Raw genomic sequence first — 23976 nt, forward strand, 5'->3', positions numbered from 1 at the left:
AGGTAGTTGCAGTGATTGTGCCAGCACCTGAATTTTTAAAAATCCTTTAAAATCAATAAGTTATATTTGTCATGATTTTGTGGTTTCGTGCAATCTGCATGAATGCCCATCGTGCATCCTGCATTTTGCGTGGTCGTGCGCGATTCGACGGAACCATTTGCGCGGCGGATGCTCCCGATTTCCGTCGCGGCTGCCGCGGATACAAAACATTTCAAAAACCGCGTGTACAGCTCTCGAAGCGCTGACGTATTTTCGGCCTCAATCAAACGCCGCCCGACAATAAAAAAATCGACCGGGAGCACCATGAGCACGCCGAACGACACGATTACCTGGGGCATGATGCTGTGCAAACTGCCCGCCATCGCCAAAGCCATCCCCCGGGTGGTCAAAGGCATGAAAGCCGCAAACGTCAAGGATCCGACCCAACCCTGTGGCCTGGGCTGGAGCTTCGAGCAGGCGACCCTGCGCAATCCCGATGGCCCGGCCTTGCTGCAGGGCGAGGTGGTGCTGACGTATGCTCAAGTCAACCAATGGGCCAATCGCATCGCCCATCACCTGATAGCCCAAGGCATTCGCAAGGGCGATGTGGTGGCGGTGTTCATCGACAATCGCCCGGAACTGCTGGTGACGATTCTGGCGGTGGCCAAGGTCGGTGCGATCAGCGCCTTGCTCAATACCTCGCAAACCCGCGACACCCTCGTTCATAGCCTGAACCTGGTCACCCCCGCGGCCATTGTTGTCGGGGAAGAGCTGGAGGTGGCCTTTTCGGCGGTACGCGAGCGGGTGTCGATCGATCCGGCCCACACCTGGTTTATCGCCGATCAAGACACCTACACTCATCCGGGTGCCGCGCCCGACGGTTATATCAACCTGATAACGGCCAGTGCCGACAGCCCCGTCGATAACCCAACCAGCGGCCGGGAGGTTTTTCTCGACGACCCGTGTTTCTACATCTACACCTCGGGCACTACCGGGTTGCCCAAGGCCGGGGTGTTCAAGCACGGCCGCTGGATGCGCAGCTCAGCCAGCTTCGGCATGATTGCGCTGGATATGCGCCCCGAGGATGTCGTCTATTGCACCTTGCCGCTCTATCACGCCACCGGGCTCTGCGTGTGCTGGGGCTCGGCGATCAGTGGCGCCTCGGGCTTTGCCATCCGCCGCAAGTTCAGCGCCAGTCAGTTCTGGAACGATGTGCGCCAGTACCGCGCGACCACCCTCGGTTATGTCGGCGAATTGTGTCGCTACCTGGTGGATCAACCGCCCGCGGCCGACGACAGCCAGCACCGGGTGACGAAGATGATCGGCAACGGCCTGCGCCCCGGCGCGTGGCGCGAATTCAAGACACGGTTCGGCGTGAAACACATCTGCGAACTCTACGCCGCCAGTGACGGCAACATCGGCTTCAGCAACATTCTCAACTTCGACAACACCGTGGGTTTTTCCCTGATGTCATGGCAGCTGGCGGCCTACGACCACGACAGTGGCTTGCCGATTCGGGACGCCAAGGGCTTCATGCGCAAGGTCAGCAAAGGCGAGCAGGGCTTGTTGCTGGCGAAGATCGACGACAAGGCGCCGCTGGACGGCTACACCGATCCGCAGAAGACCGCAAAGGTCGTGCTGCATGATGTGTTCGAAAAGGGCGACCGTTATTTCAACACCGGCGACCTGTTGCGCAACATCGGTTTCGGTCACGCGCAGTTCGTTGATCGTTTGGGGGATACCTATCGCTGGAAGGGCGAGAATGTCTCGACCACCGAGGTCGAGAACATCCTGCTGCAGCACCCCAATATTTGCGAAGCCGTGGCCTATGGCGTGGAAATCCGCAACACCAACGGCCGCGCCGGGATGGCTGCGATCACGCCTGCCGAATCCCTGGCGACCCTGGATTTCAGCGAGCTGCTGGCGTTCGCCCGGGAGCAGATGCCGGCTTATGCGGTGCCCTTGTTCCTGCGGGTGAAAGTGAAGATGGAGACCACCGGGACCTTCAAGTACCAGAAGACCCGGCTCAAGGACGAAGCGTTCGACCCGGGTAAAACCGGTGATGATCCGATCTATGCCTGGCTGCCCGGAACCGCGACTTACGTGCAGGTCACCGAGCAGTTGCTGGCTGACATCGATAGCGGCAAGTACCGTTATTAAATGGGGCTATGGCCATCCATGAGAAAAAACAAGTGACAGCTTCGGGGCGCCTCGGGAAACTGTCGGCTTTGCGAATAACTGAAAGTGGAGTCCCCGATGTCAGACCAAAGCCGCCAGATGACCCCCGAAGAAGCCGCCGAATTTGCCGAACAGGTATTCAACAAGGCGCGCGAGGGCGATGCGGCCATGATGGCTGCGCTGCTGAGCAAAGGCCTGCCGCCGAACCTGCGCAACCACAAGGGCGATACCTTGTTGATGCTGGCCGCTTACCACGGCCACGTGGAGACGGTAAAAGTCCTGCTCGAGCACAAGGCCGACCCGGAAATCCGCAACGACAACGGCCAGAGCCCGATTGCCGGCGCGGCGTTCAAGGGTGACCTGGGGGTGGTCAAGGCGTTGGTCGAAGGCGGCGCCCAGGTGGAAGGTTCCTCCTTCGACGGCCGTACGGCGCTGATGATGGCGGCGATGTTCAATCGCGTCGAAATCGTCGACTACCTGATCAGCAAGGGCGCCGATCCGAAGGCCAAGGACGCCAACGGCGTCACCGCGCTGGATGCGGCCAAGACCATGGGCGCGGTGGACACTACGGCGCAGCTGGAGAAATTGCTCGGCTGACCTGCAAAATCCTCAGCCAGGCTGAAACCTGTGGCGAGCGAGCTTGCTCGCGCTGGGCTGCGTAGCGGCCCCAAAAAGTCTGCCAACAACGCAGATTGTTGTGAGTGTTACGCACTCAAGCGGGAGCAAGCTCCCTCGCCACAGGTGTGTCATAAATTTCAGGTTCTCAATACACCCACACCTCAACCCGCCGATTCCTGATCCGCCCCTCGTCCGCGCTGTTGGCCGCCACCGGCATCTCGGCGCCGAAACCGCGAACCTCGCGCAGCACCACAGCGCTTTTCACCAGTTCGCGGCGCACCGCCATGGCGCGCAGTTTAGACAGCAGGTCGGCCCGCGCCGGGTCGCTCTTGGCATCGCCGAATCCGACCAGCGTCACCTGCCGATTGACCTTGTCGTGCTGCTTTATATAGTCGAGCACTCTTGAGAGGTCTTGCCGCGCCTTGTTGTCCAGGGTCGCACTGCCTTCTTCGAAGCGAAAGTTCACCGACAACCGCTGGGCATGGCGGCTGAGCGCCTGATAGCCCTCGGGCATCAGTGCATTCGGCGTGACGGCCATGGCCTGGACGGTCTGGGCGATAAAACCATTGGCGGCGACGATGGCCTGGCCCTTGGGGCTTTGGGCGAACGCCGCCAAGCCTTTGGCCCAGGGATTGTTCCCGGTGGGCGGCAGGTACAGGAACAGCCGACGGGACAGTGGATAGTCTTCCGTGGCAATCAGGTTGTCGAGCGGCATCATCGCCTGGGATTGGCCGTCGGCGATGGCCACGGCTTTGGCTTGGCGCACGTAGGGCAGGCCGATGAAGCCGATGCCTTGCGGGTCCCGACTCACCGCGTCGGACAATTGCTCGCTGGATTCGAAACGTTTCGCGGCGCTGCTCAGCACTTTCCCACGACGGGCGAGCACCAGTTCCTTGAAGGTGTCATAGGTGCCCGATTGGTCATCCCGTGCATACAGATGAATCGTCCCGCCGCGACCGCCGAGGTCTTCCCAGGTGTGTGCCTCGCCGCTGAAGATGCGCGCCAGTTGTTCGGTGTCGAGTTGATTCAACGGGTTTTGCGGATGCAGGATGATCGCCAGGCCATCGATGGCAATCACCTGCTCGGCACCGGGATCTTTCAGGTCGCCAAGGGATTGCAGGGCCTGCCGTTCGCTGTCCTTGATCGGTCGCGAGGAAGCGGCGAGATCGGCGCTGGCGGTTTTCAGGGCGGTGAAGCCGGTGCTGGAGCCGTGAGCCGCAATGTCCACCTCCACCCGCCGCCCTTGAACGGTTTCGCCGACCACCCGCCGTTCGTTGGCGTTGTCCGCGGCTTCGCTGTGAACCTTGAGCAGACCCTGCTCGCGCATCAAGCCTTCGACCAGTGCCGGGCCCAGGGCGGCGCCGATGGTGTTGGAACCCTGGATGCGCAGCACCGGGCCGTGTTCGGGTGTCGGTAGATCAGCGCCCACAGCCGCCAGCGGCAGGCTCGCGCAAAGCACCAACAGCAACAACCCGCGCAGCGTCATGCCGGCACCTTATAAGACAAAGAAAGTGCCGGGAGAATAAGTCAGTGAGATGTCCGAAAGATGACAGAACAACAGGCTGCAACCGGCGGCCGTTCCTGCATCGACTCTGCCATTGCCGCAGGTACGGGTCCTGGGATCAATCTGCGCCGTATCCCTTCAATGACGCGTAGAATTGCGCCTTGAAGCGGATTTGAGGTTGCAGTGGTGGATTTACAGCGGGGCTTCGTCCTGACCCGGCATTGGCGCGACACCCCGGCCGGTACGCAAGTCGAATTCTGGCTGGCGACCGATACCGGTCCCCGGCGCATCCGCCTGCCTTATCAACCCTCGGTGGCGTTCATTCCAGCGGCCCGGCGCGAGCAGGCCGAGGCGCTGTTGCGCGACGAAAAAAACGTCGAACTGCGACCACTGGCCTTGCAGGATTTCGAGCATCGCCCGGTGCTCGGCCTGTATTGCCAGCAGCACGGTCAGCTGATGCGCCTGGAAACCACCCTGCGCAAGGCCGGCGTCGATATGTTCGAAGCCGACGTGCGCCCGCCCGAACGCTACATGATGGAGCGGTTCATCACGGCGCCGGTGGTCTTTGGCGGCACGCCCACGGCCGAGGGCCTGCTGCTCGACGCGCAGATGAAACCCGACCCGGACTACCGACCCACGCTCAGGCTGGTGTCCCTGGACATCGAAACCACCGCCCGAGGCGAGTTGTATTCCATCGCCCTGGAAGGCTGCGGCGAGCGACAGGTGTACATGCTCGGCCCGCCCAATGGCGACGACAGCGAGGTGGATTTCCAGCTCGAATACTGTGACTCGCGAACCCTGCTGCTGAAGAAACTCAATGACTGGTTCGCCCGCCATGATCCCGACGCGATCATCGGCTGGAATGTCGTGCAGTTCGACCTGCGCGTGCTGCACGAGCACGCACGCAGACTGGCGGTGCCGCTGAAACTGGGGCGTGGCGGCGAGGAAATGCAGTGGCGCGAACACGGCAGCGGTAACCATTACTTTGCCTCGGCCGCCGGGCGATTGATCATCGACGGCATCGAATCCCTGCGCTCGGCGACCTGGAGCTTTCCCTCGTTCAGCCTGGAAAACGTCGCGCAAACCCTGCTCGGCGAAGGCAAGGCGATCAGCACCCCGTACCAGCGCATGGACGAAATCAACCGCATGTTCGCCGAGGACAAACCGGCCCTGGCCAAATACAACCTCAAGGACTGCGAACTGGTAACGCGGATCTTCGCCAAGACCGAACTGCTGACCTTCCTGCTGGAGCGGGCCAGCGTCACCGGTTTGCCGGCGGATCGCAGCGGTGGCTCGGTAGCGGCGTTCACCCACCTGTACATGCCGCTGATGCACCGCCAGGGGTTCGTCGCGCCGAACCTGGGGACCAAGCCTGCGCAGGCCAGTCCCGGCGGTTTCGTCATGGACTCGCAACCGGGGCTATACGAGTCGGTGCTGGTGCTGGACTACAAAAGCCTCTATCCGTCGATCATCCGTACCTTCCTCATCGACCCGGTGGGCCTGATCGAGGGCCTCAGGCATCCCGCCGACAGCGAGTCGGTACCAGGTTTTCGCGGCGCACGTTTTTCCAGGACCCGGCATTGCCTGCCGGCCATCGTCGCCCGTGTCGCCGAAGGCCGGGAAACCGCCAAGCGTGAACACAATGCGCCGCTGTCCCAGGCCTTGAAGATCATCATGAACGCCTTCTATGGCGTGCTCGGTTCCAGTGGGTGCCGCTTCTTCGATACACGCCTGGCATCGTCCATCACCCTGCGCGGCCATGAAATCATGCTGCGCACCCGCCAGTTGATCGAAACCCAGGGCCACACGGTGATCTATGGCGACACCGACTCGACCTTCGTCTGGCTGCGCCGTGCCCACGGTCAGGAGGAAGCGGCCCTGATCGGCCGCGCCCTGGTGGACCACGTCAATCAGTGGTGGCGCGAACATGTGCGGCAGGAATATGGCCTGCAAAGCGCCCTGGAATTGCAGTTCGAGACCCACTACAAACGCTTCCTGATGCCGACCATCCGCGGTGCCGAGGAGGGCAGCAAGAAGCGCTATGCGGGGCTTGTGACCCGTGCCGACGGCACCGATGAAATGGTCTACAAAGGCCTGGAAACCGTGCGCACCGACTGGTCGCCGCTGGCCCGGCAGTTCCAGCAGGAGCTGTACCTGCGCATCTTCAATCGCAAGCCCTATCAGGATTACGTGCGCGACTACGTGCGCAAGACCCTGGCCGGTGAGTTCGATGAACGCCTGATCTACCGCAAGCGCCTGCGCCGCCCCCTTGACGACTACCAACGCAACGTGCCGCCCCATGTGCGTGCGGCGCGTATCGCCGATGACTACAACGACCGCCAGGGGCGACCGCGGCAGTACCAGAACGGTGGCTGGATCAGCTACGTGATCACCGTCGCCGGGCCCGAGCCGCTGGAAATCCGCAGCGCCCCCATCGATTACGACCACTACGTCACCCGGCAACTGCAGCCGGTGGCGGATGCGATCCTGCCCTTCGTCGACGACGATTTTTCTACCCTGATCGGCGGGCAGCTAGGCCTGTTTTGAGTCCAGCAGGGTCAGCGTCCACGCCTCGGGAATGCCGTGGAAATACTGATCCAGGGCTCGACTGAACAGATCGTCATCGGTGGCGAACTGGGCGAACAAGGTCATCGAGGAATGAAACTTGAGGTCGTCGGGATGGCCGAAAATCGCCGCGATCGGGCGCTGCTCGATGTCCAGGACCAATTGCGTGCAGGTACGCAGGCGTGTGCTCAACACGGGGTGTTGGAGGTAGGCCTGCGCTTCCGCCGCGGATCGAATCGCGAAATGACGGGACATCTCACTGTCGCCAAGTCCGGTGAACTGCGGAAAGATGAACCACATCCAGTGGCTGCGCTTGTGGCCCTCACCGAGCTCATCCTGAACCCGATCGAACACCGGGTTCTGCGCCTGAATGAAGCGTTGCAGGTTGAACCTGTCGAGTGGATCGGTGCTTCTCATGCGCAAACCCTCTGACACAACCGCGATGACTCAGACCATGGCCAGTCGCTGCTTTCGTTGTGGCGCGTGAAACGCATGGTCCAGCGCCTCCAGATCCCCGGCTTCAAGCCGCACCTGCGCGGCTTGCGCATTCAGTCGCACATGTTCAGGGCTGACCGCCTTGGGGATGGCGATCACCTCGTCCTGACGCAGAATCCAGGCCAGCGCCACCTGCGCCGGCGTCGTGTCGTGATGTGCTGCAACCCGCTTGAGCGTCGGGTGGGTCAGCAGCTGCCCACCCTGGCCGATCGGACAGTAGGCCATGACCGGCAGGCGATGCTGCTGGCACCAGGGCAACAGGTCAAATTCTATGCCGCGTTCTTCCAGGTTGTAGAGCACTTGATTCGTGGCGCACGCCGGCGCGGCCAACTCGTGCAGGTCATCCAGGTCGAAATTGGACACGCCCCAACGGCCGATCTTGCCTTCCTCGCGCAGGCGTTCGAAGGCTTCGACGGTTTCCTCCAGGGGATATTGCCCGCGCCAGTGCAGCAGGTATAAATCGACGTAGTCGGTCTGCAACCGCCGCAGGCTGCGCTCGCAGGCCTGGGGAATGCCTTTGCGGCTGGCGTTGTGCGGGTAGACCTTGCTGACCAAAAAGACCTTGTCGCGCCTACCTGCAATGGCTTGGCCCACCACCAGCTCGGCGCCACCCTCGGCATACATTTCAGCGGTGTCGATCAGGGTCATGCCCAATTCGATGCCCTGGCGCAATGCCGCGACTTCCTGGCTGTTTTGCGTGGGATCCTCACCCATGCGCCAGGTGCCCTGGCCGATGACCGGTACCTTGACGCCTACCAGTTCGAGGGTGCGCATGAAATTCTCCTTTTTTATTACTCAAGGACTCTTCGGTTGGCAGCAGAATACCCCGGTGGTTCCGTTAACCAGTGATTACGGACCATCGGTACTGCACTTTTTCCTGATTCCCGGTTCTATCCATGGCCAGCCTGCGGCGATCCCCACCGCAAGCCCATGTCCAAGTTCAAGCACCCATGGTCCGAGTGTTACCCCTAATCACCCTGCAAATCCGCCGTACCAGCCTGCTGTTGGCCTGTCTGTCGATGCTGTGTTTCACCGGCTGCAGCGGGCAGCAAGGCGGCGACATCATCGACCAGTTCCGCGAAGGCAAGCCCCAGGAATTCCTCCAGACCAGCGTCGACCGCATGGCCACCCTGGCGATGCGCGACAACCTCGACAGCCTCTATCTGCTCATGAGCAAGCTCTACCTGCGCAACCCCGAGGAATTGAAGAAATCCGGCTTCCTCGACGCCCGCACCGCCGGACAACAGGTGCGCATGGCCATCGAAATGCAGCAGCCGCTACCCACCCTTGGGGGTAAAAAAGACCTGGCGGCGCTGAGCTATGCCATGAGCCCGGAGTTCCTCGGCGATCGGGTCGGAGCCTTCATCTATGCCATCGGCAGCATGCTGGTCACCGCCCATGGCAATCGTCTCGAGTTCTACATGACCGATGCGATCAACCCGACCTTCGTCAATAACGCCGCACGCAACATCGAGAAAGCCACCTGGATCCTCAGCCAACGGCAAAACAAGCAGGGCGAGCCCTTGCTGTTCTCCAACGAGATCTCGGAGGAGGGCAGCAACCTGAGTTTTGCTGTGGAATTCGGCAAGGTCGTCGCCCGGCTGGACCTGCTGACCCAGATGCTCGATGAGCGTTACCGCCGGATCGGCCTGAACTACGCCCAGAGCCTGCTGTTCCTCAATTTCCTGCCCGTGCAGTGATCTCCCTCAGTGCGGTGTGGTGTTCTGGAAATAAGGCATAACGATAGACCGCATCGATATAAGTGGTTATAAGAAAAATCGCTATGCTGCGGGCCAGATTTTTCATGCGATTTTTGTGGGCGTGTTAATGGATTTCGTTAACTTCGGGTTGGTTGTTGCAGGTTTGGTGGTGGGTTTCATCGTCGGCATGACCGGCGTCGGCGGCGGCTCATTGATGACGCCGATCCTGCTGTGGTTCGGTGTCAATCCGGCGACGGCGGTGGGCACGGATCTCCTGTACGCCGCCATCACCAAATCCAGCGGCGTTCTGGTTCATAAAAAGAACAACAACATCGATTGGTCAATCACCGGCTGGCTGACCCTCGGCAGTGTGCCGGCGGTGTTGATGACGCTGTGGTTCCTGAGTACCCTGCAGGCATCCCCCGATGCCATGAACGCCGTGATTAAACAGGCCTTGGGCTTTGTCCTGTTCGCCACGGCACTGGCGATCTTCTTCAAGAAACGCTTGCTCGATTTCGCTCACAAACGCGCGGGCGGCCACTACAACCCCAGCGGCTCACGCCTCAATGGGCTGACCGTGATCACCGGCCTGGTGCTCGGCACCATGGTGGCCCTGACCTCCATCGGCGCTGGCGCCCTGGGTACCGTGGCGCTCTTCATCCTTTATCCGCTGCTGCCAACCCGCCGCCTGGTGGGCACGGAAATCGCACACGCCGTCCCGCTGACCCTGGTCGCCGGTCTCGGCCACGCGAGCATGGGCAACATGGACTGGCACGTGCTGGGCTATTTGCTGGTCGGATCGCTGCCAGGCATTTACCTGGGCAGTCACCTGACGGGTCGCATCTCCGATGAAGTGCTGCGTCCTTGCCTGGCCACGATGCTGGTGTTGATCGGCTACAAACTGGCGTTCTGATGTTCGCCGCAGGCTGCAATCACTCCCGGGTGAAAATCTCCAGCAGGTGCCCGTCCGGGTCATCGAAGTAAACCCGCCGGCCACCGCCGAAGTCACTGATTTCGTTCGGTCGCTGCTTGCCAGGATCGGCCCACCAGGCCTGCTTTCGCGCCTGCAGCCGGGCGAAGGCCGCGTCGAAATCCTCATCACCGATCAAAAACGCATAGTGCTGGGAAGCAATCGGCGGGTCGTTGTTGTAGAAATCCAGCGACACGCCGTTGTCGAGTTTGACGATCAACATCGGCCCGAAGGGTTCGGGAGCGGGCAGGCCGAGGATGTCTGCCAGGTAGTTGGCCGACGTCTGCTTGTCCCGGCACCAGACGATGGTGTGGTTCAGCTGAGTGCTCATGGGAGGAGCCTCCTTGGATCTCTCCCATGAGTTAAGCACTGTTGCTTTAAACCTTCGACGTATTGCGTGCCATCACTGTGACCTCGAGCCCGTTGTCGTCCAGGCGCTCCACGACCTCCCAACCCAGTCTGGCGTAGAGCGACTGGGCCGAGTCGGTGTATAGAAAAAGCCTGGGTATGGCGAGTGTCGCCGCCTCCTCGACGATACGCGACACCAGCCCGGAGGCGATGCCCCGACCACGATGCTCGGCCTTGACATAAACGCCTGCCAGCCAGGGCGTCAGTTCGGGCCGTGATTCCAGATCGCTCTCGATCAGCAGGGCTCCGCCGAGCAGTTGCGTACCATCGAGGGCGACCAGCACGGTGGGCACGGCACCTTTGCCGCATGCAGCGCGCATACGTTCGGTTCTTGCCTGGAGGGTGTCGCCGGGTCTGAATTGACCCCATTCCTTGAAATTCAGCTCGGCCAATTCCGGGATCAGGGCGGGGTGGTTGCAGAGGTAATCGATTTCCATGTTGAATTGAAGCTCCTTCGCCTGGCGCGGACGATTTAGTCGTCGCACTGGTGAACCACAATAAAGCGCTCGCAAGGGCTGATCAAATCCACGTTCGATCCTCCATGATCTGTTGCGCAATAACTGCCCTGACCTAAGCTTGGGTCAGGGCGGAATATAATTGCGAAGCGTCCCCGGAACGAACGCCGCGATGCGCAATCATTAGAGCGTGGATATCAAAAGGAGATGCGCATGCTCATCAGGTCATTGACCCTGGCTACCCTGCTGGCTTTCGCCGGTACCTTGTTCGCCGCCGATGGCGACTCACCGCTGGATATGGACAAGGGCAGGGCCCGGCCATTGATCGTCATTGCTCCGAGCACGGTCGATCCTACTTGGGTCAGCCTGAAAAAGGCGCTGGATGAGCCGGCCAATCGCCAGGGTTTTACCGAGCGAAACATGGTTTTGTACACCGTGCTCAATCTGATGGGCCAGCGCGAGGGCAAGGATCTGGGGCCACAAGACACGGCGGCATTGATCCGCTCGCTCAAGTTGGGGGCCGGCGCGAAGACCAAGGTGATTCTGGTCGGCAAGGACGGCGAAAAGAAGCTGGAACAGTCGGATGCGGTCGACCTGCAGGCGATATTCAAAACCATCGACGAATTGCCCCCGACAGAGAAAGAAGCCACGGTGCCGACGCCACCGCCGGTGACCGAAGCCGCACCGGCCAAGGGCGCCAAGGGGACAAAACCGGCCAAGCCCGCCAAGCCCGCCAAGCCGCCTGAAATGCCGAACGATTGAATCTGCGCAGAAGGGCAGGTGACTGACCTGTGGGAGCGAGCCTGCTCGCGAATGCGAACTGACATCCGGCATCGATGCTGACTGACACACCGCCTTCGTTGTGATCGCAGACACAACAATGAAAATGGGCGACCTCAAGGGGTCGCCCATTTTGTTTACCACCACCGAACCCTGTGGGAGCGAGCCTGCTCGCGATGAGGCCATAACATTCGACATTTTCTTCGTCTGTCACACCGCTATCGTCGGATCGCCGCCCGGAGCAAGCTCGCTCCCACAGGAATACCTTCGCCAGAAAGGTTTGATCAACGCCGAATAAACTGCCCGCTTCGCGCCTCAGTGCTTTGGCCCTGACGGTAAGACAACACCCCATTGACCCAAACCGCCTCAATACCCTTTGGTGGCAGCGTCGGTTGTTCGAACGTCGCGCAGTCGCGGACAGCCCCGGCATCGAACAACACGAGGTCGGCACAGGCACCGACGCTGAGCCGGCCGCGGTCGCGCAAGCCAAACCGTTCCGCCGGCAGCCCGGTCATTTTGCGCACGGCTTCCTCCAGCGGGAACAGTCCCTGATCGCGGCTGTAGTGGCCCAGTACCCGAGGAAAAGTGCCCCACAGCCTGGGATGCGGACGCGGGTCGTTGGGCAGGCCGTCGGAGCCGATCATGGTTTGCGGATAAGCGAGGATGCGCGACACATCGGCCTCATCCATCTCGTGATAAATCGCGCCGCCCGGTTCCAGCCGTCGCGCGGCGTCGACCTGTGACAGGTCCCACAGCCCGGCGATCTCCTTGAGGTCTTTGCCGGCCATCTCGGGGTGCGGCGACGACCAGGTGATCTGGATCCGGAAGCCTTCGTCGACGATGCGCGGGTCGATGGTGGTCGAGCTGGCGGCATACGGATAGCAATCACAGCCCACCGGATGCTGCCGCCGGGCATTGTCGATCTGGCCGATGATCGCCTCGCTGCGTCCCCAGTTCCCGCGGCCGGCGCATTTGAGGTGCGAGATGATTACCGGCACGCCTGCGTCACGACCAATTTCGATGGCCTCGTCTATGGCCTCGATGATTTCGTCATCTTCCGAGCGAATATGACTCACGTAAATGCCGCCGACGTCTTGCAAGGTAGCCGCCAGGAAATCAACTTCCGTGGTGGGCGCTTGCAAGGCATTGCGATAGGCCAGCCCTGTGCTCAATCCCAAGGCGCCTTGTTCGAGCGCCGCCATCAGATCTTCACGCATGGCTCCCAGCTCGTGGACCGTCGCCGGGCGGTCGAACTGTTGCATATGGTTCGCGCGCAAGGCGGTATGCCCTACCAATGCCGCGACATTCACCGCCGGTCGAGCCGCTTCGATGGCCGCCGCATAGGCCGAGAAGCTCGGGTATTTGAAGTCGGCGGCGTCGCCGAGGAGGTTCATCGGGTCCGGCGGTTCGCCGCGAAGACGCACCCCGGCCGCACTGATGCCGCAGTTCCCGACGATCACCGTGGTCACGCCCTGGCTGATTTTCGGCAGCATGGCCGGCTGCTTGAGCAGCGCCAGATCATCATGGGTATGGACATCGATGAAGCCCGGACTGAGAACCTTGCCGCGACCGTCAATGACGTTTTGCGCATCCAGATCGGGGAAACTGCCAATCCCGTGGATCCTGCCATCCACGATCGCAACATCCCCGACAAAGGGCGGTGCGCCTGTGCCATCGATCAGGGTGGCGTTGCGGATCAGGGTGTCGATGACGGTCATGCAGGTTGCTCCAGCGTGTCGGGACTCAATCCCCATAGATGTTGTAATCGAAATATTTCTTCTCGACCTGCTGGTAAGTGCCGTCCGCGCGCAGGGCCTTGATCGCGGTATTGAAACGCTGGGCCAGCTCGGTATTGCCCTTGCTGACCGCAATACCGGTGCCTTCGCCAAAGTACTCCTTGTTGCGCAACTGCGGCCCGACAAAGGCGAAGCCCTGGCCTTGCGGCGTCTTCAGAAAGCCCTCTTGCAGAGGCGCGGCGTTGGCGATGGTGCCGTCGAGCCGGTCGGACTGCATGTCCAGATAGATTTCCGACTGGGAGCCATAACGAACGATTTCCGCGCCCAGCGGTTGCAGCTTGTCGGTGGCGTAACGATCCTGGGACGTGCCGCGCTGCACGCCAATGCGCTTGCCCTTGAGCTGGCTGAAATCGTCATCGACCTGGGAACCGGCCTTCATCACCAGCCTGGCCGGGCTCGCATAGTATTTGTCGGTGAACGTGACCGAACGCTTGCGCTCCTCGGTGATCAGCATCGAGGAAATCACCGCGTCGACTTTGCGCACTTTCAGCGAAGGGATCAGGCCATCGAACTCCTGCTCGACCCAGATGCATTGAGTCTGCATCTGAGTGCACAGGGCATTGCCGATGTCGTAGTCGAAGCCGCCGATACTGCCGTCGGATGTCTTGAAGGCGAAAGGTGGATAGGCGGCTTCGATGCCGATGCGCAACGGTTTGTTCTCCGCCAGGGCACCGGTGACACACACGGCCAATGCAAAGCCCAGGCACAGTGTTTTTTTCATTGTTGATCTCCTGTTTTACAAAGGTGGTGGAGCGTCAGGATGCGGCGTGGATGTATTTGTCTATAGTGGACATATTTGTCCATGTCCGTCAATGACGGCGCGCCAACGAAAATGGGCGACCTCAAGGGGTCGCCCATTGTTGATGACTGCCGCTGAACCCTGCTGTGAGGGGGGCAGTTATTTGCTCAGTGCGCTCAATACCCTATGCGCCACCTTCACTCGCTCGGCATTCGGATAGTTCTTGTTGGCCAGGATCACGATGCCGATCTCCTGCGAGGGCACGTACGCGACATAGGCGCCGAAGCCGCCCGTTGAGCCGGTTTTATTGACCAGCACAACTTCCGGTTGAGGCTGCAGCGGGTTCAGCAACTGGACGCTGTGAGCTTCCATCACCATCTGCGTCGAGTTACCGTCGAGCAACTGATCAAGCGTGACCGGATAGCTGTAGAGTTCCCAACCCAATCCCTGGGTCATGTCACCGACTTTGTAATAACCCGTGTGCGTGGTAGCGATTGCCCGTTGCAGCGGTGCTTCAAGGCCTGCCGGTTTCATGTTCACCTGAACATAGCGAAGCAGATCCGCCGCACTGGTCTTTACCCCATACGCCTCCGAATCCAGCGCCCCGGGCCCCACCCGCACCGGCTTGTCTTCCTTGTCATACCCCTGGGCATAAAGCCCCATCTGATCCTGCGGCACCTTGAGGAAGGTGTGCTGCAACCCGAGTTTCGGCAGCAGGGTTTTCTCCATCACCTCATCAAATGGCGCGCCCATGCTTTTGGCCGCCAGATAACCAAACAGCCCCAGGCTCGGATTGGAATACTGGCGATGGCTGCCAGCGGTGTAGGTCGGTTTCCACTGCTTGTAATAGCCAAGCATTTTGTCCGGCGCATCGGCCTCGTCGGGGAATTGCAGCGGCAGGCCGCCGGCGCTGTAGGTGCCCAGTTGCAATAGGCTGATGTGATCGAACGCACTGCCGCGCAGCTCGGGCAGGACGTTGCTGGCCTTGTCTGACAGGGACAGTTTGCCTGTCGCCTGGGCGTAGGCGGCGAGGGTGGCAGTGAAGGTCTTGCTCACCGAGCCGATCTCGAACAGGGTGTCTTCAGTGACAGCTTTGCCGTTGTCTTTCGAGGCCACACCGTAGTTAAAGTAATGCGGCTGGCCGTTGACGGTGATTGCGACCGCGACTCCGGGGATCTGTTGTTGCTGCATCAGTGGTTCGATGGCGGCGTTGACGATGGATTCGATACGGTCGTCTGCCATGCAGTGACTGGCGCCGAGGAAAAGTACGAATGCACTGTAGGACGTGAGCTTGTGCAGGTGTTTTTTTAGCATGACTGAGACACTTTCCATGGGTTTCAATAATGTTAACCGCTTCTCTGCGAGCGGTTTTTGAATTCGTGTTACAGATCGGCGGGGAACGAGCCTGCTCGCGAATGCCTCACCGTCTGTCTACCCGATAGCACCTCGTCCCTCGCCGCGCTTCCAACCAGTACGGCCCAGATTTGCTGGACCTCATCTGTGAGGTGCGTCATGGCTAACGATTCCATGTTCCAGGGTGGAACACCCGACACCGACCCTACCAGACCCATGCCCGGCACCGATGAGCCAAGCATGGATCAGGATGCTCCACCGGGGATGGACCCGACCCGGGATCCGACCGGCGCGGACGCTGATCGACCTGAAGACTGGATGGACCCGACAGCGGATGAAGACGTGCCGCCTGCGGATGAGCCCACTCCGCTGTCCGATGACAGGCGATAACCAGAACCCGGCCAGTATGCCGGGTTTTTTGTGGGCGGCAGATTTACCGCGTTATCGTTCTTCGCGAGCAGGCTCGCTCCCACATTAAATCTCCAGTGCACGCAAATTTTGTGTATGACGCAGATTCATTGTGGGAGCGAGCCTGCTCGCGAAGGCGCCAGACGAATCACCCCAGCTAAACGATCAGACACTGGCCCCTTGAATCACCACCCCCCGCCGCTCCAGATTCAACGCCAACACACTGACCAGCACAATCGCCGAACCCACGACGACCATCAACGTCGGCCGCTCGCCCAAGGCAAAAGACGCAATGCCCATGGCCGTCGGCGGAATCAGATACAAGGTCATCGTCGCCCGGCTCAAATCCACATGAGCCAGCACATAAGCCCAGGCCAGATACGCCAGCGCGCTCGGAAAAACGCTCAAGCCGATCACCGCCCACTGCACATCCACCGGCGCTGCGGCCACCTGGCCTGCCAGCCCCGGTAGATAGACCAATAGCAACAGCGTCCCGAACCAGACCGTGTAACACACCAGCGTCAACCCGTCGTAGCGCCGGGCATGATGCTTCTGCAGGGCAAAGTAAAAGCTCCAGGACAGCGCCGCCAGCAAGATCAGCAAACCGTGGCCATCAATGCTGCCCAGTCCGTGATCGCCAGCGACCACAATCACCACGCCGAACAAACCCAGAACAACACAGCTCCAGCGCCAGGCACTCACCCGGTCCTTGAACACGAAGCGCGCCAGCATCGTGCTGAACAAGGGCGTCGATTGCGCCAACACACTGGACGCGCCGGCGCTGACACCTTGCTGACCGAAATTCAACGCTACGTGATGCAGGCTGACCGCAAAGAAACCCAGGGCCAGCAGCAGCGGCAGATCACCAAGGCTCGGCAGGCGGATGCCTCTGATCAGTGCGACTACGCCCATGAATGCCGAGGCCAGCAGAAACCGCAGCAACGCCAGATGGCCAGGCTCATAGGCTTGCAAGCCAAAGTGAATACCCGTCGGGGAATACCCCCAGCAGGCGACGACGAACGCCATCGCCAGCACGATCTTGACGGGGGAGGGGGAGACGGCTGTGAGCGCTTGCATGGTCGGATACCTGTGGGCCTGTGCACCGAGTATCAGAATTCGAACCATTCACCACAACTGACTTATACTGTGCTAACTGTTCACTTTGGGTGATGTATGGAGCTGGCGCAGATTCGCATGTTCAAAACCGTCGCCGACGTCGGCAGCATTGCCCGCGCCGCCGAGCTGTTGCATTGCGTGCCGTCGAACATCACGGCGCGGATCAAGGCGCTGGAGGCGGAGTTGGGTGTCGCGCTGTTCCTGCGCGAGGGCCGGGGATTGCAGATCAGCCCGTCGGGGCAGACCTTCCTCGCCTATGCCGCGAAGATGCTCGCGCTCGCCGCTGAGGCCAAGCGCGCGCTCGATCCCGCCGCGGAGCCGTCCGGTCCGTTGCGCATCGGTGCCATTGAGTCCTCGGCCACCGGTCGCTTGCCACGCTTGCTGGCCAAGTTCCACAAGCGGTTCCCCAAGGTGGCGCTGGAACTGACCACAGGTCCCTGGAGCCAGCTGCTCGATGACACTTTCAACCACCGGCTCGACGGCGCGATCGTCGCGGTGGATGTCGAGCGCTCGCAACTCAAGCGCACGCCGATGTACCGCGAGCAGCTGCTGCTGATTGCCTCGACGTCCCTGGGGCCGGTGCGTGATATCGCCGATCTGCAGGACAAGACCGTGTTCATGTGGCCGCAAGGCTGTCCCTACCGCGCGGCACTGGAGCAATGGTTGTTGCGCCAGGGACAGGCGTTGCCGATTGTCAGCCTGGCCAGTTACGGCGCGATCGTCGGCTGCGTCAGCGCCGGGGCCGGTGTGGCGCTGGTGCCCAAAGGCGTTTTCGACCAGTTCGCCAAAGGCGCCGGTTGCGCCGGCTATGAATTCCCCGACCTGACGGCTATCGACAACCTGTTCTACTGGCATGAAAACGCCGGGGTTCATCCGGCGCGAGAGGCGTTTGTGGCGATGTTGCGCGAGGAGTTCACCTGACCCCCCTGTAGGAGCGGGCTTGCCCGCGAATGCGGTGTATCAGGCAGCGTTGAAGTCGACTGACACGCCGCCTTCGCGAGCAAGCCCGCTCCCACATGAGGTTCAGCGCTCGCTGACATCCCGCATCAACAACCCGAACTGCAAATCCACCGCATCGGGAATCGGCACATACACCGTATGACCATCCCCCGGCGCCACTTCGATCGGCTGGCCCTTGGCGTTCTGCAGCTGGTGCAGGTCGAAATGGAAGTTGCCCTTGGGCGTCATCAGTTCCATGTGGTCACCCAGGCCAAAACGATTCTTCACCTTGATTTCCGCCAGCCGGTCCCGCCGCTCGCCGGTCAACTCGCCGACAAACTGTTGCCGCTCCGACACCGAACTGCCGTGTTGGTAATTCTGGTATTCGTCATGCACATGCCGTCGCAGGAAACCTTCGGTGTAGCCGCGCTGGGCGAGGGATTCCAGATCCGTCATCAGGCTGCGATCGAATTCGCGACCGGCCACCGCATCGTCGATGGCCCGGCGGTAGACCTGGGTGGTCCGCGCACAATAGAAGTGGGATTTGGTCCGGCCTTCGATTTTCAATGAGTGCACGCCCATCCGGGTCAGGCGCTCGACATGCTGCACGGCGCGCAAGTCCTTGGCGTTCATGATGTAGGTGCCGTGCTCGTCCTCGAAGGCCGGCATCAGTTCGTCCGGTCGGTTGGCTTCCTGCAACAGGAACACCTGATCGGTCGGCGCGCCGAGACCCAGGGTCGGTTCGGGCTGGCAGGTCTGGACGATCTCGCCCAGTTGATTTTCCGTGGCCTGCTGCGCCGAGTATTTCCAGCGACAGGCATTGGTGCAGCTGCCCTGGTTGGCGTCGCGCTTGTTCATGTAACCGGACAGCAGGCAGCGGCCGGAATAGGCCATGCACAACGCGCCATGGACAAACACCTCCAGCTCCATGGCCGGGACCTGCTGACGGATTTCGGCGATTTCTTCCAGGGACAGCTCCCGCGACAGGATTATCCGGCTCAAGCCTTGTTGCTGCCAGAACTCGACACTCGCCCAGTTCACCGTGTTGGCCTGCACCGACAGGTGGATCGGCATCTGCGGGAAGTGTCGGCGCACCAGCATGATCAAGCCCGGGTCGGACATGATCAGCGCGTCCGGCGCCATGGCAATCACCGGCTGCAAATCCTTGAGAAAGGTTTTCAGCTTGGCGTTGTGCGGGGCGATGTTCACCACCACATAGAAGCGCTTGCCCTGGGCCTGCGCCTCGCTGATGCCGAGGGCCAGGTTGGCATGATCGAATTCGTTGTTGCGCACCCGCAGGCTGTAGCGCGGCTGGCCGGCGTACACCGCATCGGCGCCGTAGGCGAAGGCATAGCGCATGTTTTTCAGGGTGCCGGCGGGCGCCAGCAGTTCAGGGGGTACAAGGTTCATTGAGGTGCCGATCGCAAAAGTCGACGAGGGTAATCGGCTTGCCTGCGGGATTCATTGATCTGGATCTATGCTTGATGAACAAACCGATGGCACTCGCACGAACGGTTTCCCGTGATCATTTGTTACGTCAGTCCCGTCGGCAACAAGTGCACTGACAGTAACCCCCCGCCCATCAGCAGGATGAAAAGGAACAACGCGAGAACAAAGGGTTTGATACCCAGGGCGGTCAATTTTTCCAGGCGGGTTTCATAACCCAGCGCGGCCATCGACATGGCCAGTGCTATCTGCCCGATCAACACCAGGGCGTGGTGCAGGTCGGCCGGCAAGGTGACAAAGCTGTTGAAAATGACCAGTGCCAGAAAGCCGAAGGCGAACCAGGGGATCACGATTCCACCTTTGGTTTTCTGCGCCTCGGCCCGGCGCAGGTTCCACCACTGGCTGAGGATCAGCAGGAAGGGAATCAGCAACATCACCCGCACCAGCTTTACGATGACCGCGTTGGCCAGCGCATGCGGGCCGACGGCATCCCCTGCGGCCACCACTTGCGCGACCTCATGCACCGTCGCGCCAATGTAGATGCCGAAGGTGCTTTCATTCAGGCCGGTCAGTGGATAGAGCAGGGGATAAACCAGCATCGAAAGACTGCCGAACAACACCACCGTGGCCACCGCCATCGAGGTGGCCGCCGGACGGGAACGAATCGTCGCCTCTGCCGCCAATACAGCGGCGGCGCCGCAAATGGCGCTGCCTGCGCAGGTCAGGAGGGTGGTTTCCCGGTCCAGTTTGAGCACGCGGGTGCCGAACAGGTAACCCGCCACCAGCACCGTGGTGATCACTGACATGTCCAGTAGCAGAACCGCCGGGCCAAGGGCAAAGATCTGTTGCAAGGTCAGCGACAGGCCGAACAGGACAATCCCGCCGCGCAATAGCCAGCGCATGGAAAAGCGCAACCCCGGCTGCGCAGACTGCATGTGGTTGGCCAGCGGCAGATTGCCCACCAGCAGCCCCAGCAACAAGGCGAACACCAGGGCGCTGAAACCACTGTTGGCCAGCATGGGGAGCTGCTTGAGCACATAACCGGCGGCGGTGAGCACCGCGCATAAAACCAGACCCTGCCACATGAAATTATCCTTTCGAGCTTGCGAATGGACTCAGGGTATGGGCAGATAGAAGGGAATGAGTAAACGGTTATAACGATATAACCATTCGGAAAAACTGAAATGAACGCCAACATCAGCTTTCGGCAGTTGCAGGTTTTCGTCGCCGTGGTTCGCGAGGGAAGCCTTGGCGCCGCGGCGCAAAAACTCAATCTGTCGCAGTCGGCCACCAGCCAGTCGCTGTCTGATCTGGAGCGTCAATTGGGCCTGATGCTCTTCGAGCGTCTGGGGCGCCGTCTGCTGCTCAACGACGCCGGACGCCGCTTGTTGCCGCGTGCCGAAGCGCTGCTCAGTGACCTGGATCAGTTTGTCGACGCCGCCGTTGAGCCCGAAGGCCACTTGCAGGGCAGTCTGAATGTCGCCGCCAGCGCGACCATCGGCAATTACCTTTTGCCGGCGCTCGTTGGCCGGTTCGTGGAGCGTTATCCACAGGTCGATCTGCACATGCGTTTGCTCAATACCGATGAGGTGGTGGGAGACATCATGCGGTTCGAGGCCGACCTCGGGATGATCGAAGGGCAGTGCACCGAATCTCGCCTGGTGTCGGAGGTGTGGCGCCAGGATGAAATGGTGATCATCTGTTCACCCGAACATCGACTTGCGCAACGAGGCCAGCTCGGCGATGAAGATTTGAACGCCGAGCACTGGGTATTGCGCGAGCCGGGCTCGGGCACCCGGGCGATGTTTGAAGCGGCCATCCTGCATCGCGCGGCGCGCTTGCGAGTGCGTATGGAACTGAGCCAGCACGAAGCCATCAAGCAGGCGGTTCGCGCCGGGTTCGGGCTGGGCTGCATGTCCCGCCTGACCGTGGCGGGTGAGCTGCAACGAGGTGAGCTGGTCAGCCTGGAAAACGATCTGCACCTGAGTCGGACCTTTTCCTTGATCTGGCACCCTGACCGCTATCGCAGTCCGGTCTGGCAGGCGTTCAAGGTGTTTCTGCGCGAGGCAGCCTGATCGCCGAACTGCAAGGATTCGGACGTAGGCTCCCGGGCCTGGGGCGAGCTGAATGTAGTTTATTAATCTGGATCTATGCTTGATAAACAAACGGATGGCACTCGCGCGAACCGTGGCGGACTAAGCATCAGGTGTGGCTCTTCAGTACAAGAGCATGCGCCCCTGCTGACTGACATGGATCGGACATGAACGAAGAGAAACTGCAAAACAAATCGCTGATGGTGCTGCTGTTGCTGGTCACCCTGTCTTTCATCTGGATCCTGCTGCCGTTCTATGGCGCGGTGTTCTGGGCGGTGATCCTGGGCATTGTCTTTGCCCCACTGCAACATCGGCTGCAACTGAAGTTCGGCTGGCAACGCAACCTGACCTCGTTATGCACCTTGAGCATCTGCCTGGTGATTGCGATTCTGCCGGTGATCATCGTCAGTACCTTGCTGGTTCAGGAAGGCGCGACCTTCTATAAAAGCATCGAGAGCGGCGAACTGGATATTGGCAAGTACCTGGTGCAGTTCAAACACAGCCTGCCGCCGTATTTCCAGAACATGCTGGATCGTCTCGGCATGGGTGAATTGAACGGATTGCGCGATAAAATCGTCAAGAGCGCCATGCAGGGCGGGCAGGTGCTGGCGAGCCAGGCCTTCAGTTTTGGTCAGGGGACGTTCGAATTCATCGTCAGTTTTTTCATCATGCTGTACCTGCTGTTTTTCTTCCTGCGTGACGGCTCCGAGCTGGCACGCAAGGTCCGCGCCGCCGTACCGCTGGAAGACGGCCAGAAACGCCGTTTGCAGCTCAAGTTCAACCGCGTGGTACGGGCCACGATCAAGGGCAACCTGCTGGTGGCGATCACTCAGGGTGCGCTGGGCGGTTTGATTTTCTGGTTCCTGGACATCCCCAGCGCGTTGCTCTGGGCGGTGCTGATGGGGTTTCTGTCGCTGTTGCCGGCAGTGGGGGCCGGCATCGTCTGGGCACCGGTGGCCCTGTATTTCCTGCTCAGCGGGGCGATCTGGCAGGGCACGGTGCTGGCGCTGTTCGGGATCTTCGTGATCGGCCTGGTGGATAACGTGCTGCGACCGATCATGGTCGGCAAGGACACGAAGATGCCGGACTACATGATCCTGATTTCAACCCTGGGCGGCCTGGCGATCTTCGGCCTCAATGGCTTTGTCATCGGGCCGCTGATCGCCGCGCTGTTCATGTCGAGCTGGTCGATCTTCATCGAAACCAAGCCACGGGTGCAGCTGCCTTAAGCGCTGAGTTGACCCTGGCCGATGCGTTGCGACAGTGCCTGGGCATCCGGCAACGAGGTGAGCGGGCCGCTGATCGGTTCGCCGTCCTGTACCAGGTACCAACAGGCGAGCAATCCAAGCGCTCTGAGGGGGGCGGGAACGGCGCTACCGATAACGGACATGATCTGAACCTGGGACATAAGTACCTCCATCAATCTATGGAGCTACCTTACGGATTCGAGGCTGGAACGGACAATCAACGCTTTCGATAGTCGTCATTGACGCCAGTGAGTCTTGGCTTCAGTCGACCACCAGATCAAGCATATGGACCACTTCCTGCTCGTTGAGCAGGCCTTTGCGCACCAGGTTTTCCGCCAGCAGCGAGAGAAACTTGGCGCTGCGATGGCCTTCCAGGTGCTTGAGTTCGGTCAGTGCGTTGTACACCTTGCTGGAAGTGCACAAGCCGACAATGCGGTGCGGGTTTTGCGTGGGCATGAGGTCGTCCTTGTTGTTATCAACCTGTTGGTTTCGGACAGGTCCAACTGTGCGGACCTGACATGACATATATATGACCGTTTTCCCCAAGGTGGGGGAAGGGTGGCGGGTCAATCTTGCCAACTTGAACTACAAAGACTGTCCCGACAGCGACCTTGATCCGATTTATTCAGACCTGTACCGACAGACGGCAACAAAAAAGGCCCCGCCGTCGCGGCCGGGCCTGATGATTTTTGTTACCAGTGGCCATAGCTGGGGTGAGGACGGTAATACCCGCGCGGCGGGCCGTAGTAGCCACGGGGTGGCCCGTAGTAGACCGGCGGCGGACCGTAATAGACCGGCTGTTGCACGTAGACCGGCGCCGGCTGGTAATAAACCGGTGGCGGTTGTTGTATGTACACCGGCTGCGGCTGGGCATACACCGGTTGCTGCACATAGACCGGCCGGTTGCTGTTGATGATGGCCGAACCGACGATGGCCGAGCCGACGATCGCACCAAACACCGCCGGCCCTTGCCAACCGTGACCGCCGCCAGCCTCTGCCTGCCCCGTGATAGCAAAAGCACCGATCAGCAAGGCCACTGTGGGGATTTTACGGATCATGATAGTTCCTCGGTTCTTCGACCCGGCGCTTGCGTCTGCAATAGACCCAAGGATTGTCGCGGGGATACTTCTAAGACAGCGTTTTTTTGCAAATCAGCACAGCCGTTGGGTAAATTTTGTGTAAGGTCT

At 60.6% G+C, this 23976-nt stretch carries 25 protein-coding genes; 10 read left to right on the forward strand and 15 right to left on the reverse strand.

What is annotated here, in order from left to right:
• Window positions 1-35: 35 nt before the first annotated feature.
• Entirely contained in the window at window positions 36-305 is a 270-nt protein-coding gene (locus ACA041_RS07975; RefSeq protein WP_497440618.1) for a hypothetical protein, read from the reverse strand.
• Between ACA041_RS07975 and ACA041_RS07980 the strand changes: the two genes are divergently transcribed.
• Together ACA041_RS07980 and ACA041_RS07985 are read left to right on the forward strand one after the other, a co-directional pair.
• A complete protein-coding gene (locus tag ACA041_RS07980) occupies window positions 304-2139 on the forward strand; it encodes a long-chain-acyl-CoA synthetase (RefSeq protein WP_497440619.1) in 1836 nt (611 codons plus the stop codon). The two genes, ACA041_RS07975 and ACA041_RS07980, sit on opposite strands and share 2 nt — an antisense overlap.
• Before the next feature lie 96 nt (window positions 2140-2235).
• Window positions 2236-2754, forward strand: coding sequence for an ankyrin repeat domain-containing protein (locus tag ACA041_RS07985; protein ID WP_497440620.1), 519 nt, complete (start codon window positions 2236-2238; stop codon window positions 2752-2754).
• A 166-nt stretch (window positions 2755-2920) separates the two neighbouring features.
• Here ACA041_RS07985 and ACA041_RS07990 read toward each other — a convergent pair whose 3' ends face one another.
• Window positions 2921-4261: a substrate-binding domain-containing protein gene (locus tag ACA041_RS07990; protein WP_497440621.1), complete on the reverse strand. Its 1341-nt coding sequence runs from the start codon at window positions 4259-4261 to the stop codon at window positions 2921-2923.
• Between the two features lie 204 nt (window positions 4262-4465).
• Here ACA041_RS07990 and ACA041_RS07995 point away from each other — a divergent pair, with 204 nt between their 5' ends.
• Entirely contained in the window at window positions 4466-6826 is a 2361-nt protein-coding gene (locus ACA041_RS07995) for a DNA polymerase II (RefSeq protein ID WP_497440622.1), read from the forward strand.
• Here the strand turns inward: ACA041_RS07995 and ACA041_RS08000 are convergent.
• Entirely contained in the window at window positions 6812-7261 is a 450-nt protein-coding gene (locus ACA041_RS08000) for a DUF1810 domain-containing protein (RefSeq protein WP_497440623.1), read from the reverse strand. The two genes, ACA041_RS07995 and ACA041_RS08000, sit on opposite strands and share 15 nt — an antisense overlap.
• A gap of 30 nt (window positions 7262-7291) precedes the next feature.
• Window positions 7292-8113, reverse strand: a complete 822-nt coding sequence (locus tag ACA041_RS08005) for an aldo/keto reductase (RefSeq protein WP_497440624.1) — start codon at window positions 8111-8113, stop codon at window positions 7292-7294.
• Window positions 8114-8289: 176 nt separating this feature from the next.
• On the opposite strand from ACA041_RS08005, the gene ACA041_RS08010 reads away from it, so the two are divergent.
• Complete coding sequence (locus ACA041_RS08010) at window positions 8290-9039, forward strand: hypothetical protein (protein ID WP_497440625.1); 750 nt, start codon at window positions 8290-8292, stop codon at window positions 9037-9039.
• Window positions 9040-9166: 127 nt separating this feature from the next.
• Window positions 9167-9952 (forward strand): sulfite exporter TauE/SafE family protein, encoded by a 786-nt coding sequence (locus ACA041_RS08015; RefSeq protein ID WP_497440626.1) that lies wholly within the window; start codon window positions 9167-9169, stop codon window positions 9950-9952.
• Between the two features lie 19 nt (window positions 9953-9971).
• On the opposite strand, the gene ACA041_RS08020 is transcribed toward ACA041_RS08015, so the two are convergent.
• Together ACA041_RS08020 and ACA041_RS08025 are read right to left on the reverse strand one after the other, a co-directional pair.
• The gene (locus ACA041_RS08020; RefSeq protein ID WP_497440627.1) at window positions 9972-10340 is read right to left on the reverse strand and encodes a VOC family protein; all 369 of its coding nucleotides are present in this window, start codon (window positions 10338-10340) and stop codon (window positions 9972-9974) included.
• A 46-nt stretch (window positions 10341-10386) separates the two neighbouring features.
• Window positions 10387-10854, reverse strand: a complete 468-nt coding sequence (locus ACA041_RS08025) for a GNAT family N-acetyltransferase (RefSeq protein ID WP_497440628.1) — start codon at window positions 10852-10854, stop codon at window positions 10387-10389.
• Between the two features lie 231 nt (window positions 10855-11085).
• Here ACA041_RS08025 and ACA041_RS08030 point away from each other — a divergent pair, with 231 nt between their 5' ends.
• On the forward strand, window positions 11086-11634 hold the full coding sequence (locus ACA041_RS08030) for a DUF4174 domain-containing protein (protein WP_497440629.1): 549 nt from the start codon (window positions 11086-11088) through the stop codon (window positions 11632-11634).
• A gap of 302 nt (window positions 11635-11936) precedes the next feature.
• On the opposite strand, the gene ACA041_RS08035 is transcribed toward ACA041_RS08030, so the two are convergent.
• The 3 genes from ACA041_RS08035 to ampC form a co-directional block, all read right to left on the reverse strand.
• A complete protein-coding gene (locus tag ACA041_RS08035; protein WP_497440630.1) occupies window positions 11937-13370 on the reverse strand; it encodes an N-acyl-D-amino-acid deacylase family protein in 1434 nt (477 codons plus the stop codon).
• Window positions 13371-13395: 25 nt separating this feature from the next.
• Window positions 13396-14169, reverse strand: coding sequence for an ABC transporter substrate-binding protein (locus ACA041_RS08040; protein ID WP_497440631.1), 774 nt, complete (start codon window positions 14167-14169; stop codon window positions 13396-13398).
• Window positions 14170-14346: 177 nt separating this feature from the next.
• Window positions 14347-15501 (reverse strand): class C beta-lactamase, encoded by a 1155-nt coding sequence (gene ampC / locus ACA041_RS08045; protein ID WP_497440632.1) that lies wholly within the window; start codon window positions 15499-15501, stop codon window positions 14347-14349.
• A 198-nt stretch (window positions 15502-15699) separates the two neighbouring features.
• Between ampC and ACA041_RS08050 the strand changes: the two genes are divergently transcribed.
• A complete protein-coding gene (locus ACA041_RS08050) occupies window positions 15700-15930 on the forward strand; it encodes a hypothetical protein (protein ID WP_497440633.1) in 231 nt (76 codons plus the stop codon).
• A 183-nt stretch (window positions 15931-16113) separates the two neighbouring features.
• Here ACA041_RS08050 and ACA041_RS08055 read toward each other — a convergent pair whose 3' ends face one another.
• Window positions 16114-17025: a DMT family transporter gene (locus ACA041_RS08055; RefSeq protein ID WP_497440634.1), complete on the reverse strand. Its 912-nt coding sequence runs from the start codon at window positions 17023-17025 to the stop codon at window positions 16114-16116.
• A 96-nt stretch (window positions 17026-17121) separates the two neighbouring features.
• Here ACA041_RS08055 and ACA041_RS08060 point away from each other — a divergent pair, with 96 nt between their 5' ends.
• Window positions 17122-17985, forward strand: coding sequence for a LysR substrate-binding domain-containing protein (locus tag ACA041_RS08060; RefSeq protein WP_497440635.1), 864 nt, complete (start codon window positions 17122-17124; stop codon window positions 17983-17985).
• Window positions 17986-18087: 102 nt separating this feature from the next.
• On the opposite strand, the gene trhP is transcribed toward ACA041_RS08060, so the two are convergent.
• Both trhP and ACA041_RS08070 read right to left on the reverse strand, forming a co-directional pair.
• Window positions 18088-19413, reverse strand: coding sequence for a prephenate-dependent tRNA uridine(34) hydroxylase TrhP (gene trhP / locus ACA041_RS08065; protein WP_497440636.1), 1326 nt, complete (start codon window positions 19411-19413; stop codon window positions 18088-18090).
• A gap of 122 nt (window positions 19414-19535) precedes the next feature.
• Window positions 19536-20534, reverse strand: coding sequence for a YeiH family protein (locus ACA041_RS08070; RefSeq protein WP_497440637.1), 999 nt, complete (start codon window positions 20532-20534; stop codon window positions 19536-19538).
• Window positions 20535-20633: 99 nt separating this feature from the next.
• Here ACA041_RS08070 and ACA041_RS08075 point away from each other — a divergent pair, with 99 nt between their 5' ends.
• A complete protein-coding gene (locus ACA041_RS08075) occupies window positions 20634-21524 on the forward strand; it encodes a LysR substrate-binding domain-containing protein (RefSeq protein ID WP_497440638.1) in 891 nt (296 codons plus the stop codon).
• A 185-nt stretch (window positions 21525-21709) separates the two neighbouring features.
• A complete protein-coding gene (locus ACA041_RS08080) occupies window positions 21710-22771 on the forward strand; it encodes an AI-2E family transporter (RefSeq protein ID WP_497440639.1) in 1062 nt (353 codons plus the stop codon).
• Here the strand turns inward: ACA041_RS08080 and ACA041_RS08085 are convergent.
• The 3 genes from ACA041_RS08085 to ACA041_RS08095 form a co-directional block, all read right to left on the reverse strand.
• A complete protein-coding gene (locus tag ACA041_RS08085; protein ID WP_497440640.1) occupies window positions 22768-22950 on the reverse strand; it encodes a hypothetical protein in 183 nt (60 codons plus the stop codon). The genes ACA041_RS08080 and ACA041_RS08085 overlap by 4 nt on opposite strands.
• Window positions 22951-23050: 100 nt before the next feature.
• A complete protein-coding gene (locus ACA041_RS08090) occupies window positions 23051-23245 on the reverse strand; it encodes a hypothetical protein (protein ID WP_003179723.1) in 195 nt (64 codons plus the stop codon).
• A gap of 236 nt (window positions 23246-23481) precedes the next feature.
• On the reverse strand, window positions 23482-23847 hold the full coding sequence (locus tag ACA041_RS08095; RefSeq protein WP_497440641.1) for a hypothetical protein: 366 nt from the start codon (window positions 23845-23847) through the stop codon (window positions 23482-23484).
• Window positions 23848-23976: the final 129 nt, after the last annotated feature.

The organism is Pseudomonas sp. LBUM1676, from assembly GCF_059695605.1.

Excerpts from the sequence above, each read along its gene's own strand:
- ACA041_RS07980 (WP_497440619.1), top strand. The coding sequence starts at position 304 with ATGAGCACGCCGAACGACACGATTACCTGGGGCATGATGCTGTGCAAA.
- ACA041_RS07975 (WP_497440618.1), bottom strand. The coding sequence starts at position 305 with ATGGTGCTCCCGGTCGATTTTTTTATTGTCGGGCGGCGTTTGATTGAG.
- ACA041_RS07985 (WP_497440620.1), top strand. The coding sequence starts at position 2,236 with ATGTCAGACCAAAGCCGCCAGATGACCCCCGAAGAAGCCGCCGAATTT.
- ACA041_RS07990 (WP_497440621.1), bottom strand. The coding sequence starts at position 4,261 with ATGACGCTGCGCGGGTTGTTGCTGTTGGTGCTTTGCGCGAGCCTGCCG.
- ACA041_RS08000 (WP_497440623.1), bottom strand. The coding sequence starts at position 7,261 with ATGAGAAGCACCGATCCACTCGACAGGTTCAACCTGCAACGCTTCATT.
- ACA041_RS08005 (WP_497440624.1), bottom strand. The coding sequence starts at position 8,113 with ATGCGCACCCTCGAACTGGTAGGCGTCAAGGTACCGGTCATCGGCCAG.
- ACA041_RS08010 (WP_497440625.1), top strand. The coding sequence starts at position 8,290 with ATGGTCCGAGTGTTACCCCTAATCACCCTGCAAATCCGCCGTACCAGC.
- ACA041_RS08015 (WP_497440626.1), top strand. The coding sequence starts at position 9,167 with ATGGATTTCGTTAACTTCGGGTTGGTTGTTGCAGGTTTGGTGGTGGGT.
- ACA041_RS08020 (WP_497440627.1), bottom strand. The coding sequence starts at position 10,340 with ATGAGCACTCAGCTGAACCACACCATCGTCTGGTGCCGGGACAAGCAG.
- ACA041_RS08025 (WP_497440628.1), bottom strand. The coding sequence starts at position 10,854 with ATGGAAATCGATTACCTCTGCAACCACCCCGCCCTGATCCCGGAATTG.
- ACA041_RS08030 (WP_497440629.1), top strand. The coding sequence starts at position 11,086 with ATGCTCATCAGGTCATTGACCCTGGCTACCCTGCTGGCTTTCGCCGGT.
- ACA041_RS08035 (WP_497440630.1), bottom strand. The coding sequence starts at position 13,370 with ATGACCGTCATCGACACCCTGATCCGCAACGCCACCCTGATCGATGGC.
- ACA041_RS08040 (WP_497440631.1), bottom strand. The coding sequence starts at position 14,169 with ATGAAAAAAACACTGTGCCTGGGCTTTGCATTGGCCGTGTGTGTCACC.
- ampC (WP_497440632.1), bottom strand. The coding sequence starts at position 15,501 with ATGCTAAAAAAACACCTGCACAAGCTCACGTCCTACAGTGCATTCGTA.
- ACA041_RS08050 (WP_497440633.1), top strand. The coding sequence starts at position 15,700 with ATGGCTAACGATTCCATGTTCCAGGGTGGAACACCCGACACCGACCCT.
- ACA041_RS08055 (WP_497440634.1), bottom strand. The coding sequence starts at position 17,025 with ATGCAAGCGCTCACAGCCGTCTCCCCCTCCCCCGTCAAGATCGTGCTG.
- ACA041_RS08060 (WP_497440635.1), top strand. The coding sequence starts at position 17,122 with ATGGAGCTGGCGCAGATTCGCATGTTCAAAACCGTCGCCGACGTCGGC.
- trhP (WP_497440636.1), bottom strand. The coding sequence starts at position 19,413 with ATGAACCTTGTACCCCCTGAACTGCTGGCGCCCGCCGGCACCCTGAAA.
- ACA041_RS08070 (WP_497440637.1), bottom strand. The coding sequence starts at position 20,534 with ATGTGGCAGGGTCTGGTTTTATGCGCGGTGCTCACCGCCGCCGGTTAT.
- ACA041_RS08075 (WP_497440638.1), top strand. The coding sequence starts at position 20,634 with ATGAACGCCAACATCAGCTTTCGGCAGTTGCAGGTTTTCGTCGCCGTG.
- ACA041_RS08080 (WP_497440639.1), top strand. The coding sequence starts at position 21,710 with ATGAACGAAGAGAAACTGCAAAACAAATCGCTGATGGTGCTGCTGTTG.
- ACA041_RS08085 (WP_497440640.1), bottom strand. The coding sequence starts at position 22,950 with ATGTCCCAGGTTCAGATCATGTCCGTTATCGGTAGCGCCGTTCCCGCC.
- ACA041_RS08090 (WP_003179723.1), bottom strand. The coding sequence starts at position 23,245 with ATGCCCACGCAAAACCCGCACCGCATTGTCGGCTTGTGCACTTCCAGC.
- ACA041_RS08095 (WP_497440641.1), bottom strand. The coding sequence starts at position 23,847 with ATGATCCGTAAAATCCCCACAGTGGCCTTGCTGATCGGTGCTTTTGCT.